Consider the following 14,740-nt stretch of genomic DNA (forward strand, 5'->3'; position numbering starts at 1 on the left):
CAGGATGATTGGTCGACACAACCCTCCATGGTCCGCCCCGGCCTCCCCGCTCCCCGCACCGGGGCCGGGCAGCGGCCCGTCCTACCTGGTCAGGACCTGCTTCTCCCCTGCCTCCACCGCGAAGTCGAGCCGGTTGCCCGGCGGCGGGAACGGGCAGATGAAGTGGTCGGCGAAGGCGCACGGCGGCAGGTAGGCCCGGTTGAGGTCGAGGACGGTGCGGCCGTCCGCGTCCGGGGCGGGGAGGGTGATGAAGCGGAAGCGGTAGGTGCCGATGCCGCTGGTCGCGTCCGCGATGACGCCGGTGAGGCGGTCGCCGGAGCGGCTGACGGTCAGTGCGCGGTGCTCGCCGGCGACGGTGAAGGTGATCTGCCCGGTGACGGCGAGCGGGCGCTCCTTGCCGTCCGCGTTGGGGACGAGCACGGACTGGGCGCCGTCCTCCTCGAACGGGGTGAAGACGGCGGGGACGGCCCACTCCGGCGAGTACGGGTAGGCGGAGATGCCCGCGAAGGCCGTCCGGCGCGGCGCAGCCGGGTCGAAGACCCGCAGGGCGAGCTCGCCCTCACGCTCGATCGGGACGAGCAGGACGTCGCCGAGGGTGGCGGTGTCGGCGGCCGGATCGGTGTCGGGACGGAGCAGCGCCTCGCCGTCGACCGGCCCGTCGGCGCCGCCGACGGTGATGCCGTCCGCGGCCGCCGCCCGGACCCGGACGCCCTCGGCGTCGGCCCACCAGCGCCCGGGCAGGCCGACGACCTCGACGGGTCCGGGCTCCAACCAGTGCGTGCCGGTGAGTGCGAGCTGGCCGTGTGGCGCGCTCACCGACGCCGCCCGGCCGTCACTCCAGTGCTTCCAGTCCTCCGCGGCCGTCGCCGTCATCGGTACACCCTCCCACTGCGGTCCTCGGGCGGCCCGCTGTTCGGGCCGTCCACCTCGGTCACCCACCACAACGCCGCGCACCCGGACGGATCATTCCCGCCCGCCGGAACCGCCACAGGGCGGCCACAGGGCGGCAACACGGCGTCACGACGGCAACACCACGGACACGACGCCCACCCCCGTCAGCTGCCGGCGCCCAGCGGCCGGAACAGCCCCTCCTGCACCACCGACACCACCAGCCGCCCGCTCCGGTCGAAGATCTGCCCGCGCGCGAGGCCGCGCCCGCCGTGGGCGATCGGGGACTCCTGCTGGTACAGCAGCCAGTCGTCCGTACGGAACGGGCGGTGGAACCACATCGCGTGGTCGAGCGAGGCCATGTCGAAGTGCCGGGTGCCCCAGAGCGGCTCGACGGGGGCGCGGACGGCGTCGAGCAGCGTCATGTCGCTGGCGTAGGTGAGGGCACAGACGTGGATCAGCGGGTCGTCCGGCAGCGGGCCGTCCGTCCGCAGCCAGACGCCGCTGCGCGCCTCGACCCCGGCCAGCTCCTCCTTCGTCCAGCGCAGCCGGTCGACGTAGCGGATGTCGAAGGGCTGGCGGCGGCTGATGAACGGGGGGAGTTCGCCGAGCCGGGAACCGACCTCCTCCAGCGCGCTGGGCAGGTCCTCGGGCGCGGGGACGTCCGGTATGGGGTGCTGGTGCTCGATGCCGCCCTCTTCGGGGCGGTGGAAGTCGGCGGTGAGGGCGAAGATCGACCGGCCGCCCTGGATGGCGAGCACCCGGCGCGTGGTGAAGGAGCGGCCGTCGCGGATCCGGTCGACCTGGTAGACGATCGGCACGCCGGGCACCCCGGGGCGCAGGAAGTAGGCGTGCAGCGAGTGGACCGGGCGGTCGCCGTCCACCGTGCGCCCGGCCGCGACCAGCGCCTGCCCGGCGACCTGGCCGCCGAACGTCCGCTGCAGCGCCTCCTCGGGGCTGCGCCCGCGGAAGATGTTCAGTTCGATCTGCTCCAGGTCGAGCAGGTCGACAAGGTCGTCGACGGGGGTACCCATGCGTGCGCTTCCTCTCCAGGCCCACGGCCCCGGCGGAGGTCTTCCGCCCGGCTCCGGCGCCCGTCCTGATCGAATTCTCCAACCCACTGGAATTCTCCGGCGACCGGGGTCATTCCCGCTCACCGGGCCGAAGGAGCCGATTCACTCGAACGAGTAAGCGAGCAGGAGGGGAAGAGCGGAAGAGCGGTCACCAGGCGGACGGACGAACGCCCACCCGGACTCAGGTCTCCCCCGTCTCCCCCGCCGCCAGCCCCGACTGCCGCACGGTGATGTTGAGCCGACCGACCAGACCCAGCGCCGGATCCGCCGTGCCGGGCAGCGTGCGCACCACGCCGTGGTACGCGAACCGGGCCGGGCCGCCGAACACCAGCAGGTCACCGCTGCGCAGTTCCAGATCGGTCCACGGGCGGGTCCGGGTCTCGGTGTTCCCGAGCCGGAACACACAGGCGTCGCCGAGCGAGAGTGAGACCACGGGCGCGTCGGTCCGCTCGTCGCGGTCCTGGTGGAGGCCCATCTTCGCGCCGTGCGGGTAGTGGTTGACGATCGCGATGTCGGGTTCGTACGACGCGGCGCCGGCGATCTGCCGGGCGTCCCTCCCGTAGGCGTCGGCGACGGCCCGGCGGGCGAGGCGGTCGAGTTCGGGCGGGAACGGCTTGACGGGCGTGCCGTCCTCCGCGTCCCTCCGATAACCGTACGGATACCAGTGCCATCCGAGGCTGACCATCCGTACGGACATCATCCCGCCGGTGGGCATCCGCACCGCGTGCAGGCCGGCCGGTGGGCGGGCCCACTCCCGGCAGGCGGCCACCAGACGCAGTTGGGCATCGGCGTCCAGCCAGCCGGGGAGGAGGACGGCACCGGGGGCGGGCTCGGCGCGCCCGCGCGCGGCAGCGGACCCCGACCGGCCGCCCGGGACGGCACCGGGCAGGTCACCGAACAGTTCGCCCTGGATCACCTCACCATCCTCCCGCACCGCCACGGCCGAAGCCCGGCCGGCCTCAGAAACCCGGCCGGCCTCGGGAGCCCGGGCCACTTCCGGAGCCCGGATCGCCACCGGGGGCCGAACCGCTACCGGGGGTCGGGCTGCCGCCGGAGGTCGGACCGCCACCGGGAGTCGGCGATCCGCCGATCAGCCCCAGCTCCCGCGCGCAGTCCGGCCACGCCTCCCAGCCCTGCCGTCGGAGGATCTCCTCGCCGACGGTCGTCTGCTCCCGGCGGCTCGCGTGGTCCGGCCGGTCGGCGAAGCGCAAGCCGCCGGCGACCTCCCAGGTGGGCAGCCAGATCTGCAGGCCGCCGTAGTAGCCGTTGCCGGTGTCGGCCTGCCAGTCGCCGCCGCTCTCGCACTCGGCGAGGCCGTCCCACACGACGTCCGCGACCCGGACCGTCGCACCGGCCCGCTCCCAGGGGATCGCCGCCACCCCCGCCAGCAGCACCACGGCGATGCCCAGTCGAAGCACGACCCGACACATACGCTCGTCACAGGGAGGTGGCACAGCAGCCGACCCTAGGCTGGTCGCCTCACGGCCCTCCCCAACGACACTCCGAACGCGCCGAACACGCCAGAAACGCCGGGAACACCGGAAGCACCGGAAACGCCAACGGCCGCTCCCCCGCGCAGCGGAGAAGCGGCCGTGGTGTCAACACACCGCCGGGGCCGGGAGGCCCGCTGAACCGACCTCAGGCCGGGGACGTCGGACAGCCGACATCAGGCGACAGACCCCGGAGAGCCGGTGTCAAACGCTCAGACACTCAGTTGCCCAGAGGCCCAGGTGCTCAGGTGCTCAGGTGCTCAGGGTCTGGCCCGGGAGGATCAGGTCGGGGTTGCCACCGATGACCTTGGCGTTGTTCTTGTACAGGTCGTGCCAGTCCAGGCCCTGCGCGGCGGCGATCGAGCTCAGGGTGTCACCGGACTTGACGGTGTAGCTGTCGCCCTTGGCCGGCTTGGCGTCGTTCGAGCTGGTCCGGCCCTTGGCGCCCTCGGCGGCGTCGTTCTTCGGCGCGGCCTTCGGCGCGACGTCAGCCTTCGGCGCAGCGGCGGCCTTCGGGGCAGCGGCCTTCGGCGCGACATCGGCCTTCGGCGCAGCGGCGGCCTTCGGAGCCTGGGTCTGCGCCGGCTTGGCGGCCGGGGCAGCCGGCTTGGCGGCGGTCGAACCGGCAGTCGAGCTGGCGGTCGAACCGGCCGAGGTGTCGACGGCGGCCGGGGTGCCGCCCTTGGTCAGGCCGGCCTTGACGGAGCACACGGGCCAGGCGCCCGGGCCCTGCGAGGCGAGGACCTTCTCGGCGACGGCGATCTGCTGCGCCTTGGTGGCCTGGTTGGCCTGCGAGGCGTAGGCGGTGCCGCCGAAGGCGGCCCAGGTGCTGGAGGTGAACTGCAGTCCGCCGTAGAAACCGTTGCCGGTGTTGATGGCCCAGTTGCCGCCGCTCTCGCACTGGGCGACGGAGTCCCAGGTGGAGACGGAGGCGGCGGAGGCCGAGGTGGCCGTGACGAGGCCGGCCACCGGCAGGGCCGCGACAGCGGCGCCCGCCACGACAGCCATCCGGACGCGGTTGCGCTTGGTGGCCGTGGAGGTGGTGGCAGCGGCGGTCTCGTGACGGAAGGTCATGGGGTTCCTCTCGAAAGCCCCGGGCGGGCATGCGGAACCAGGCCCTGGAGAGGGCCGCGTTCACTTGCCGCGTCCGTCGGGCGACCGTGCACGTGTCGGACGTGCCGCTTGCCGCCCCGGCCACCCAGCCGCTCACCGGCGACCTTTTCGAGCGATCGCGTCGGCGGGCACCTGCCGCATCCGGCGGGGAGCCGGAGGGGCGGTGCGTCGGGGGTGAACCCGGGTGGCGCTCGTTGCGCCGCCAATGAAGCTACGAGCCGGTCGGCGGGGAAACCAAAACTCCACCGGTCTGCCCAGCTCAGCCAAGGGTTACCGGCGGTAGTACCCGCACAATCTTGCCCGAAATGCCCGTTTTAGCCGTCGATTCGTAGATCAAACATCACGGTGGCGTGACTCACCTCACTGTTTCATTCCGGCAGGCCTGCCACCGACATCGACACATTGCGACCACGAGAACACGCGGCGCGGTCGGATCAGAGGCAATTCCCGTCAGCCTCGTGGACCACCCGTGACGCCTGACACAAGGGCCCGTTGGTCATGGCGACCTCCCCGTATCCGCCCCCGACCGCCAACCGCACCCACCAGAGGAGAACCTGTGCCGCGCATGCTCGACGTCAGCGACGAGGTCCGGTCCGAGATCGGCGACGACGAGGCGGACCGCCTCCTCGGCGGCGACCGCGCACCCGACAGCTACGAATGCACCTCCTGCCGCACCTCCGGCGACACCCACGCGGAGCCCACCAGCACCGTCCTGTTCGTCGGCGAGGAGACCGCCGTACTCGCCTTCGCCCACGCCCGCTGCATCCCGTCCCAGGTGGTGCCGGTGGCCGAGGAGCAGTTGGTCGGCGCCGTCCGCAGCATCAGCCAGGCCCAGACCGGCGCCCCGGCCGCGCCCGCGCACCCGCTGGTGCCCATTCCCGCGCCGACCCCGGCGACCGCCCCCACCGCCCAGCCCAGCGCGCCGGGCCAGGCCGCCATCCTCGGCATCACCTGCGGACTGGTGCTGCACGGCAAGGTCGGGCACGCCTCGCTGGTCGTCGAGCCGACCGGCCCGGTCGGGCGCCCCGGCAGCACCTCGGGCGAGGACGAGTTCCTCGACCTGCTCCAGGACGCCGGCTTCCAGGCCATCACCGACCTCGACGAGACCCCGGACCAACTGGGCGGCTGGTCGGTCCTGGTGGCGATGGGCAAGCTGCACGCGATCCTGCAGCCCGCTGCCGCCGGCGGCAGCACCGGCTGGTGGCAGGCGCACCAGCCGCTCCAGGTCACCGACGCCTGGCGGATGGCCGCGAGTCAGCTCTCCGAGGTCACCATGTACGCCGTCCCGGCCGGGATGGTGGGCCGTCAGCCGCGCGAGGACCTGCTCCGCCAGGCGCTGGAGCGGGCGGTGGCACTGGGCCAGGTGGTCGCCGCCTCCCTCCCCCTCGCCGGCACCTGAGCCCCTCAGCCCCCAGCCCCAACCGCGCCCGACCCGTCGGCACCCGGGCTCCACGCCCGGGCTCCGCGCCCCGGCTCCGCACCCTCCGGAGCACCCGCCGGAAGGCGGCCTCTCCCTCAGCACAAGCCGCCTTCCGGCCGGTCCCCGGCACCCCGCATCCCCATGACCCCTCACTCGTTGGCCCCTGTGTGTACAGCTACGACGTCTCCGCGTCCCCCGGCCGGTCCACCACCGCCCCCCGCTCGATCCCCGGCATGCGCCCGTCGTACGACGCGGAGCACCCGCACTCGACGACGCCGATCTACGACGAGCTGTACTCCGAGTACCGGCGGCTGTTCCGCGCGCTCCCGGGCGACCGCTCGGGCGAGGAGGACCTGAAGTTCACCGGCTTCGCGGTCCGCGACGGCTACCCGGTGCTCGGCGAACCGCGCCCGTACCCGCCCCAGCACCAGGCCTTCCACAGCTACGGGGGGCAGCCGCCCGGCCTGCCGCAGTTCATGCCGAACCAGCAGCACGGCCACTCCGCAGGGCACGCCACCGGCCACTCCGGCCATGGCGCCACCAGCCACACTGGCCACACCGGCCAAACCCACCACAGCACCACCGGCCACACCCACCACAGCGCGATGGGCCACACCGGCCACAGCGCCCCTCAGCCTCAGCCGCACCCCCACTCCGAGCCCGCCGCCCCGACCAGCGACGGCTTCGGCCAGGCCGCCCCGGCGGCCACCGCCCCTCAGCACACCCCGCCCCCGCCGCCCCAGTTCACCAACGGCCAGGGCTGGGTGGCCGCCGGCTACCTCGGCCCGATCCCGCACTCGATGCCCGCGCCGCCCCCGGCCCCCGCCCCGGCGATGGGCACCGCCACCGGCGTCGCCACCGCCGCGCCCACCGGCGGACGCCACCGCCAGATGCTCTCCCTCCCCCCGGGCCGCAACGGCGACCACCACTGAACCGCCCGCCTGCGCACCACTCACACGACCCGCACGACCCCGCACGGCCCCGTACACACGACGAGGGCCCCGCCACCACCGTGACGGGGCCCTCGCCCACACCTGCTGCCGGCACCCACCGACTACTGCCGGTGGGTCACGACGTCCTACTTCCGCTTGCGCTTCTCCCGGACCCGCACCGAGATCGAGATCGGCGTCCCGACGAAGCCGAACTCCTCACGCAGCCGGCGCTCGATGAAGCGCCGGTAGCCGGCCTCCAGGAAACCCGAGGCGAACAGCACGAACCGCGGCGGACGGATGCCCGCCTGGGTGCCGAACAGGACGCGCGGCTGCTTGCCACCGCGGATCGGGTGCGGGTGGGCGGCCACCAGCTCGCCGAGGAAGGCGTTCAGCCGCGCGGTCGGGATACGGGTCTCCCAGCCCTCCAGCGCGGTCTCGATCGCCGGGACGAGCCTCTCCATGTGCCGGCCGGTCTTGGCCGAGACGTTGACCCGGGGGGCCCACTGCACCTGGACGAGGTCGCGCTCGATCTCGCGCTCCAGGTAGAAGCGGCGCTCCTCGTCCATCTGGTCCCACTTGTTGTAGGCGATGACGACGGCGCGCCCGGCCTCGACGGCCATCGAGATGATCCGGGTGTCCTGCTCGGCGAGGGTCTCGCTGGCGTCGACCAGGACGACCGCGACCTCGGCCTTCTCCAGCGCGGCGGAGGTGCGCAGCGAGGCGTAGAAGTCGGAGCCGGCGGTCAGGTGGACCCGGCGGCGGATGCCGGCGGTGTCGACGAACTTCCAGGTCTTGCCAGCGAGTTCGATCATCTCGTCGACCGGGTCGCGGGTGGTGCCGGCCAGCTCGTTGACGACCACCCGCTCCTCGCCGGCGACCTTGTTCAGCAGGCTGGACTTGCCGACGTTCGGGCGGCCGATCAGCGCGATGCGACGCGGGCCGCCGGGGGCGGCGTCGCCGAAGGTCTGCGGCGGGGCCTCGGGCAGCGCGTCCATGACGGCGTCGAGCAGGTCGCCCGAGCCGCGGCCGTGCAGCGCGGAGACGGGGTGCGGCTCGCCCAGGCCCAGCGACCACAGGTAGGCGGCCTCGGCCTCGGTGGACGGGCCGTCGACCTTGTTGGCGCACAGCACGGTCGGCTTGCCGGCCCGGCGGATGAGCTTGATCAGGGCTTCGTCGGTGTCGGTGGCGCCGACGGTGGCGTCGACCACGAACAGCACCGCGTCGGCCTGCTCGATGCCGAGCTCGGCCTGCGCGGCCACCATCGCGTCGAGGCCGAGGACGTCGATCTCCCAGCCGCCGGTGTCGACGACCTTGAAGCGGCGGCCGTTCCAGCTGGCCTCGTAGGTGACCCGGTCGCGGGTGACGCCCGGCTTGTCCTCGACGACGGCCTCACGGCGGCCGATGATGCGGTTCACCAGGGTCGACTTGCCGACGTTCGGGCGGCCGACGACGGCCAGCACCGGCAGCGGTACGTGCTCGGCGCCGTCGAAGCCGTCCACGCCGTCGACGTCGAAGCCTTCCTCGGCGGCGATGGCCATGAACTCGGCGTAGTCGGCGGCGTCCAGTTCACCGTGGCCGGTGTCGGAGTGCTCTGCGGTCATGTTCGTCTGTTCCGTTTCCCGGCGCGGCCCTTCCCAGGGGCGCGCCGTGCGTACCTGCCCCGCTCGGGGCAGCGCGATGGTTGTCTCCGCGGCACCTCGGCGGCACCGCAGCTCATTCGGCCGTTCCGGCCATTCCGGTTGTTCAGACCATTCCGGTCGTCCAGGCCATTGTGGCCGTCGGGCCGACCCGATCATTCCGGCCGATCCGGTCCTCAGACCGGCCCGGCCGTCCAGACCTGTCCGTTCGTTCGGACCTGTCCGTCCATTCAGACCGACGACATCCCGGCCCGCTCCTCCACCAGCGCGGCGATCCGGTCGATCACCTGCTCCAGGGTGAGCTCGCTGGTGTCCACCAGGACGGCGTCCGCGGCCTGGGCCAGCGGGGCCGTCTTCCGGGAGGAGTCGGCGGCGTCCCGGCGGGCGAGGTCGGCGGCCATCGCGGTGATGGTCGCCTCGTCGACGCCCTTGGCGCGCAGCTCGGCCGCCCGGCGCTCGGCCCGGGCCTGCTCGGAGGCGGTCAGGAACACCTTGACGGTGGCGTTCGGGAACACCACCGTCCCCATGTCCCGGCCCTCGGCGACGATGCCGCGCTCGGCGACCTCGGCGCAGCCGCGCTGCAGCTCCACCAGCCGGGACCGCACCGCCGGCACCGCGGAAACGGCGCTGACCTGCGCCGTCACCTCGGGGCCGCGGATCGGTCCGGAGACGTCCTGGCCGTCCACCGTGATGGTGGGACCGTCCGCGTCCGTGCCCGACACGATCACCGGCTTGCCGCACGCGACGGCCACCGCCTCCGGGTCGGCCACGTCGACGTCGTTGGCCAGCATCCACCAGGTCATCGCCCGGTACATGGCGCCGGTGTCCAGGAAGCTCAGGCCCAGCCGGGCCGCCACCGCCCGCGAGACGGTCGACTTGCCCGAACCGGAGGGTCCGTCGATCGCGACGACGACCGGGGCGTGCGCTCGGTCGGCAGTGTCCACGGGGCCGAACCTCTCTCTGGGCGTGAAAGCCGGGGCCTGGGGAGGCAGACGGCAGGGGATTGTCTCCCTCAAGGTTAATGGACCGCCGCCCTACCCACTCCGCCACCCGATCAGCCCAGTACCAGCCCCCTGCCAGCCCCCCTCGGCCCCGGTATCAGCGCCGGTGTCAGCGCCGGTGTCAGCGCCGGTGTCAGCCCTGGTCGGGGCCCAGGACCTGCAGGACGGCGTTGCCCAGCCGGGGCCGCAGGTACTCCCCGTCCCACTCGATGCCGAGGATGCCGGCGGTGAAGGCCATCGGGATCTCGCGGCCGAGGAGGTCCCAGACGAACGGCACCTTGGAGACGTGCGAGGGGAAGTCGTTCACCGCAAAGGAGTCCCGGTGGTACGGGTTGGCGTCCGCCTCCCGCCAGCCGAAGGACTGGCGCAGCCGTGGCCCGTCGGGGGTCTGGGTGTGCGCGAGGAAGGCGGTGAGCCAGCCGGTCACCCGTGGGCCGCCGGACATCGACCGCCACTTGAAGAGCGAGCGCCAGAACTCGTCGTCGACCGCCCCGCCCGCCGCGGTCGCCGCGATCTCGTCGAGCACCGGGCGCAGTTCGGCGAACCACGGCGCCAGCCAGTCGAAGCGCTCCGCCAGCCCGGCGACCCGCGCCACCAGCAGCGCCCAGTCCTCGGCCGTGCCCTCCAGCCGGATCCGCGGGATGCCGCAGCGGGTCTCCCAGCGGAAGGCGTAGTAGGGGCTGACCACGTCCATCAGCGCCACCAGCGCGCAGGAGGCGTCGTCGGCCGTGGTCGTCGAGAACGCCGGCTGGAACAGCTCCACCAGCTCGGCCCCGACCGCCGCCGCCAGCGGCTCCCGCACCAGCCGGATCGACCGCGACCAGTCCGGCCCGGGCGCCGCCAGGGTGTCGTCGCGGACCACGATCGCTTCCCGGCGCCCCTCGGCGCCGCCGAACAGCGCCCGGTACCTCGGCGCGTACATCCGCGCGTGCACGGCCACCTCGTGCACCACCGCGTACCAGAGCACGTCCGGCGACAGGCTGAGCGGCAGGTGCTCCGCGAAGGCGGCGTGGACCGCCCGCACCAGCAGGCTGCAGGTCGGCTCCGGCTCGGCGGGCTCCGGGTCCGGCGGCGTCGGCCGGGGCAGTTCGACCAGCGCTTCGACGCTGCGGTGGTGGATCCGGAAGTCCCCACCCACCACCGCCCGCAGGAACCGCTCGTTCCCCAGGTCCACCGGCCGGCCGTAGGACCCGTGCCGGGTCTCGCCCAGCGGCAACTCGATGATCACCCCTGCTCCCCCCTCAACCGAACCCCTCACCCGAAGCCCTCAACCGAACCGCTCGGCCGAACCCCTCACCCGAAGTCCCGGAAGCCGACCGGCCCCCGCAGCCCGATCAGTCCCGGACGCTCCACCCGCTCGCCCGCAGCGCCACCGTGAGCGGCTTGACCGCCCCTGGCGCCACCGACAGCTGGACGAAGCCCACCTGCTGGCCGGTCGAGTGCTCGATGATGACGTCCTCGATGTTGACCCCGGCCGCGCCGACCTCGCCGAACAGCCGGCCCAGCTCGCCGGGCTGGTCACCGAGCACCACGGCCACCGTCTCGTACCGGGTGGGCGGCGCGCCGTGCTTGCCGGGGATGCGGGCCTGGCCGGTGTTGCCGCGCCGCATGACCGCCTCGATCCCGGCCGCGCCCGCCCGGCGCTCGCCCTCCTCGGGGGCGTCCAGGGCGCGCAGCGCGGTGACGGTCTCCCCGAGGTCGGAGGCGACCTCCTCCAGGATGTCGGCGACCGCGCCGGCGTTGGCGGAGAGGATGTCGACCCACATGCCGGGGTTGGAGGCGGCGATCCTGGTGACGTCCCGAACGCCCTGCCCGGAGAGCCTTATGGCGGTCTCGTCGGCGTGCTCCAGCCGGGCGGCGACCAGCGAGGACACCAGCTGCGGGGCGTGCGAGACCAGGGCGACGGCCCGGTCGTGCGCGGCCGCGTCCATCACGATCGGCATCGCACCGCAGAGCGCGACCAGTTCCAGGGCGGCGTTGAGGGTTTCCGTGTCGGTGTCGTCGGTGGGGGTGAGCACCCAGGGGCGGCCCTCGAACAGGTCGGCGCGGGCGGCCAGCGGGCCGGAGCGCTCGCGGCCGGCCATCGGGTGGCTGCCGATGTAGTGGACGGTGTCGCAGCCGAGCGCGGCGACCTCGATGCGCGGGCCGGCCTTGACGCTGGCGACGTCGGTGTACCAGCGGGCCAGGTTGCGGCGCTGGCAGTCGGCGAGCACCTTGCCGACGAGGGCGGGCGGCACGGCGATGATCGCCAGGTCGACCGGGCCGTCGGCCGGCTCGGTGATGCCGGCGCCGAGGGAGGCGGCGGTCCGGGCGGCGTCCGGGTCGGCGTCCTCCAGATGGACGGTCAGCCCGCGGCCGGCCAGGGCGAGCGCGGCGGAGGTGCCGATCAGTCCGGTACCGACGACGACGGCAGTGCGCATGGCGGGTCGCGCTCCTTCTCGAATTCTCGGGCTTCGCGTTCTGGGCTTCGCGTTCTGAGCTTCGTGTGCTGGGTCTCCCGGGTTGCCCGGCCTCGCGGGACTTCGCGGTTCTCGGTCCGGTCGGCGCCCCGGCACGGGCCGGGAGCACCCGCGCCCCATCCTCTCGCATCCGCCCCACCCACGCCCCCACCGCCCACCCGTTGGGCAACCACGGCGGCCCCGCCCCCGTCCCACACCATGCGGACGCACGCCGGGCACGGCGGGCACCACAGGCACCACGAACGCGCCAGACCCGCCAGACCCGCCGACGGGCACACACGCCGCACCCCGCGAAATCCGGCGACGCCCGCACCGAAGCGGGGCAGACTGGCCGCCCGGGCACGGCGCGGGCGACACGCGGAACACGGCACGCGAACGAAGGGGTTGCGCATGGACGATCAGCACAGCGGCGACGATCAGCAGAACGGCGAGGCCCGACACGTCAGCGAGGCCGGGCCCCCGAAGCCCCCCGCCGTCCCCGCCCACCCGTCGGTCCTGGACTCCGTCGTGGTCTACGCCGAGGGCGCGGTGTGCCGCCGCCGGGCCAGCGTCCCGCTCCCGGCCGACGGCCGGCTGCGGCTGACCGGCCTGCCCTCCTCCCTGGACGGCCGCTCGCTGCGCGCCCGGGTGCTCGACGGCCCGAGCGGGACGGCGGTCACCGAGGCCCGGCTGGAGCTGCTCGCCGAGTTCCACGAGCCGGCCGAACTCCCACGGCTCCGCCGCGAGTTGGACGAGGCCATGGAGCGCCAGGGCGCACTCAACGAGCGCCGCCGACTGGTCCTGACCGCGATCGCCGAGACCTCCGCCCTGCGCGCCGTACCGCCGCAGCGACGGCGCGAGGAGCCGCTGCGGCGGACGCCCGCCGACGCCTGGCTGGAGCTGGCCGACTTCGTCGACGAGCGCCTGACCCGGCTCCAGCAGCGCGCCGAGGAGCTCACCCGGGAGGTTGAACTCGCTGACCACGAGCGCGAGTTGGCCGCCGACCGACTGGACCGCGCGTCCACCGCCGGCCCCGCCCACCCGGTCGGGACCGCCGCCACCGTCCTGCTCACCCTCACCACCGCACCGGCCTCGGCACTCACCGCACAGCCCGCCCCGGAACCCGCCCCGGAACCCGAGGAGCCCCCCGCCCGGCTCGACATCGAGCTGGAGTACGGCGTCCCCGCCGCCCGCTGGGTGCCCGCCTACCGCCTCTCCTACCGCCACGGCGCCGACACCGGCCGGCTCGTCCTGCGCGCCTCCGTCGCCCAGCAGACCGGCGAGGACTGGACCGGCGTCCGGCTCGCCCTCTCCACCGCCGACCTCGACCGCCGCACCGACCTGCCCCGGCTCCGCTCGCTGCGGATCGGCCGCAGCCAGCCCGCCCCGCCGCCGTCCGGCTGGCGCGAGCCCCCGGCCGGCCTGGCCGACCTCTTCACCGGCTACGACGACGCCGGCGCCGGAGCCCGCCCGACCCCGCGCCACAAGGCCCCGCTCGCCGCCTCGGCCCCCGGCCCGTACGGATCCGCCGCCCGGCTCAACCGCCTCGGCGGCGCCCGGCCCGCCGGTCCCCGGCCTGCCGACGCCGGCCTCGTGGCCGACGCCGCCCGGCTGGCCGCCCCCGCCGGGCGCGGCGGCACCCTGGACATCGACGAACCCGTCCCAGCACCCCCGCCCGCCCCGGGCGGCTTCGCCGGATACGGTGGTGCGCCCGCCGCCGCCCCGATGCCCCAAGCCCCCCTGCCGCAAGCCTCGATGTACCAAGCCTCGATGCCCCAGGCCTCCGCGCCGCCGCCCGCCCCCGTGGCACCGGGCGGCGCACCCCCGCCGGACCTGTACCCGCTCGCCCGCCGCTCCCGCCGAAGCGGCGGCGGCACCGAGGCCCCCGGCACCGGCTTCGCCCCGGACGCCTCCCTGCTCGACTACCCCGGCCTCGTCCTGGCCGGCCCCGACGCACCCGCCACCCACCGCGGCACCCTGCGCCCCCAGGCCGAGCAAGCCGACCAGGCCGACCACTACGGGCCGGCGGCGATGATCCCGGGCGGCACCGGCGGCGAGCGGGTACGCCACCTGGCGCTCCCCCGGCACGCCGTCCCGCCCCGCGAGTCGGCGGGCTCCTTCGACCACCGCTTCGACTCCACCGCCCCCGCCGACATCCCGTCCGACGGCACCTGGCACACCGTCACGATCGACGAGATCCCGGTGTCCGTCCGCCCGGAGTACGTCACCGTCCCCGCCGTCGAGGAGAAGGTGTACGCCACCCTGGTGCTCGCCAACCGGACCGACCGCGCCGTGCTGGCCGGCCCGGTCGAGGTCACCGTCGACGACGAGTTCCTGCTCACCGCCGCCCTGCCCACCCTCGCCCCGGGCGGGCTGCGGAGCCTGGGCATCGGGGTCACCGAGAGCATCGAGGTGGCGCGCCGCACCGAGCTGCACGAGTCCACCGCGGGCATGCTGAGCAGCAGCACCGTGCTCGACCACCGGGTGCACGTCCAGCTGGCGAACCGGCTCGGCCGCACCGTCACCGTGGAGGTCCGCGAGCGCGTGCCGGTCACCTCCGACGCCGAGATCCGGATCGAGGAGCGGGCCGACTGGCAGGCCCCGGCGGTCTCCACGCCGGACTGCCCGCCCAGCACCCGGCTCTGGCGGGTCGAGCTGCCGCCCGGCGGCCGCACCGAGCTGGACGGCGGCTACCAGATCAAGATCCCGGCCGGAAAGGCCATCGTCGGTGGAAACCGGAGGAACTGA

Annotated in this window: 12 protein-coding genes; 3 read left to right on the forward strand and 9 right to left on the reverse strand. The window is 74.2% G+C overall.

What is annotated here, in order from left to right:
- Window positions 1-81: 81 nt before the first annotated feature.
- The 5 genes from AB0R04_RS23235 to AB0R04_RS23255 all read right to left on the reverse strand — a co-directional run bounded on the left by AB0R04_RS23235 (window position 82) and on the right by AB0R04_RS23255 (window position 4,525).
- Entirely contained in the window at window positions 82-873 is a 792-nt protein-coding gene (locus AB0R04_RS23235) for a DUF1684 domain-containing protein (protein WP_363374172.1), read from the reverse strand.
- A 182-nt stretch (window positions 874-1,055) separates the two neighbouring features.
- The gene (locus AB0R04_RS23240) at window positions 1,056-1,922 is read right to left on the reverse strand and encodes an acyl-CoA thioesterase II (protein ID WP_063349667.1); all 867 of its coding nucleotides are present in this window, start codon (window positions 1,920-1,922) and stop codon (window positions 1,056-1,058) included.
- 220 nt (window positions 1,923-2,142) lie between these two features.
- Entirely contained in the window at window positions 2,143-2,850 is a 708-nt protein-coding gene (locus AB0R04_RS23245; RefSeq protein ID WP_363374229.1) for an alpha-ketoglutarate-dependent dioxygenase AlkB, read from the reverse strand.
- Window positions 2,851-2,920: 70 nt separating this feature from the next.
- Window positions 2,921-3,379: a transglycosylase family protein gene (locus AB0R04_RS23250; RefSeq protein ID WP_363374174.1), complete on the reverse strand. Its 459-nt coding sequence runs from the start codon at window positions 3,377-3,379 to the stop codon at window positions 2,921-2,923.
- Window positions 3,380-3,703: 324 nt separating this feature from the next.
- Window positions 3,704-4,525, reverse strand: a complete 822-nt coding sequence (locus tag AB0R04_RS23255; RefSeq protein WP_363374176.1) for a transglycosylase family protein — start codon at window positions 4,523-4,525, stop codon at window positions 3,704-3,706.
- 595 nt (window positions 4,526-5,120) lie between these two features.
- Between AB0R04_RS23255 and AB0R04_RS23260 the strand changes: the two genes are divergently transcribed.
- Both AB0R04_RS23260 and AB0R04_RS23265 read left to right on the forward strand, forming a co-directional pair.
- Entirely contained in the window at window positions 5,121-5,963 is an 843-nt protein-coding gene (locus AB0R04_RS23260) for a hypothetical protein (protein WP_079135943.1), read from the forward strand.
- 188 nt (window positions 5,964-6,151) lie between these two features.
- Window positions 6,152-6,916 (forward strand): hypothetical protein, encoded by a 765-nt coding sequence (locus tag AB0R04_RS23265; protein ID WP_363374179.1) that lies wholly within the window; start codon window positions 6,152-6,154, stop codon window positions 6,914-6,916.
- Between the two features lie 146 nt (window positions 6,917-7,062).
- On the opposite strand, the gene der is transcribed toward AB0R04_RS23265, so the two are convergent.
- The 4 genes from der to AB0R04_RS23285 form a co-directional block, all read right to left on the reverse strand.
- Window positions 7,063-8,517, reverse strand: a complete 1,455-nt coding sequence (gene der / locus AB0R04_RS23270) for a ribosome biogenesis GTPase Der (protein WP_363374182.1) — start codon at window positions 8,515-8,517, stop codon at window positions 7,063-7,065.
- A 266-nt stretch (window positions 8,518-8,783) separates the two neighbouring features.
- Complete coding sequence (gene cmk / locus AB0R04_RS23275) at window positions 8,784-9,497, reverse strand: (d)CMP kinase (RefSeq protein ID WP_363374184.1); 714 nt, start codon at window positions 9,495-9,497, stop codon at window positions 8,784-8,786.
- Window positions 9,498-9,687: 190 nt separating this feature from the next.
- Window positions 9,688-10,782 carry a DUF4419 domain-containing protein gene (locus tag AB0R04_RS23280; RefSeq protein ID WP_363374186.1) on the reverse strand — a complete coding sequence of 365 codons (1,095 nt, stop codon included), beginning with the start codon at window positions 10,780-10,782 and terminating at the stop codon, window positions 9,688-9,690.
- 106 nt (window positions 10,783-10,888) lie between these two features.
- Complete coding sequence (locus AB0R04_RS23285) at window positions 10,889-11,974, reverse strand: prephenate dehydrogenase (protein WP_363374189.1); 1,086 nt, start codon at window positions 11,972-11,974, stop codon at window positions 10,889-10,891.
- Between the two features lie 429 nt (window positions 11,975-12,403).
- On the opposite strand from AB0R04_RS23285, the gene AB0R04_RS23290 reads away from it, so the two are divergent.
- Window positions 12,404-14,740 carry a DUF4139 domain-containing protein gene (locus AB0R04_RS23290; protein ID WP_363374192.1) on the forward strand — a complete coding sequence of 779 codons (2,337 nt, stop codon included), beginning with the start codon at window positions 12,404-12,406 and terminating at the stop codon, window positions 14,738-14,740.

It is taken from the genome of Kitasatospora sp. NPDC056731, from assembly GCF_040687675.1.
Classification (GTDB): domain Bacteria; phylum Actinomycetota; class Actinomycetes; order Streptomycetales; family Streptomycetaceae; genus Kitasatospora.

Excerpts from the sequence above, each read along its gene's own strand:
- AB0R04_RS23290 (WP_363374192.1), top strand. The coding sequence starts at position 12,404 with ATGGACGATCAGCACAGCGGCGACGATCAGCAGAACGGCGAGGCCCGA.
- der (WP_363374182.1), bottom strand. The coding sequence starts at position 8,517 with ATGACCGCAGAGCACTCCGACACCGGCCACGGTGAACTGGACGCCGCC.
- AB0R04_RS23255 (WP_363374176.1), bottom strand. The coding sequence starts at position 4,525 with ATGACCTTCCGTCACGAGACCGCCGCTGCCACCACCTCCACGGCCACC.
- AB0R04_RS23240 (WP_063349667.1), bottom strand. The coding sequence starts at position 1,922 with ATGGGTACCCCCGTCGACGACCTTGTCGACCTGCTCGACCTGGAGCAG.
- AB0R04_RS23285 (WP_363374189.1), bottom strand. The coding sequence starts at position 11,974 with ATGCGCACTGCCGTCGTCGTCGGTACCGGACTGATCGGCACCTCCGCC.
- AB0R04_RS23235 (WP_363374172.1), bottom strand. The coding sequence starts at position 873 with ATGACGGCGACGGCCGCGGAGGACTGGAAGCACTGGAGTGACGGCCGG.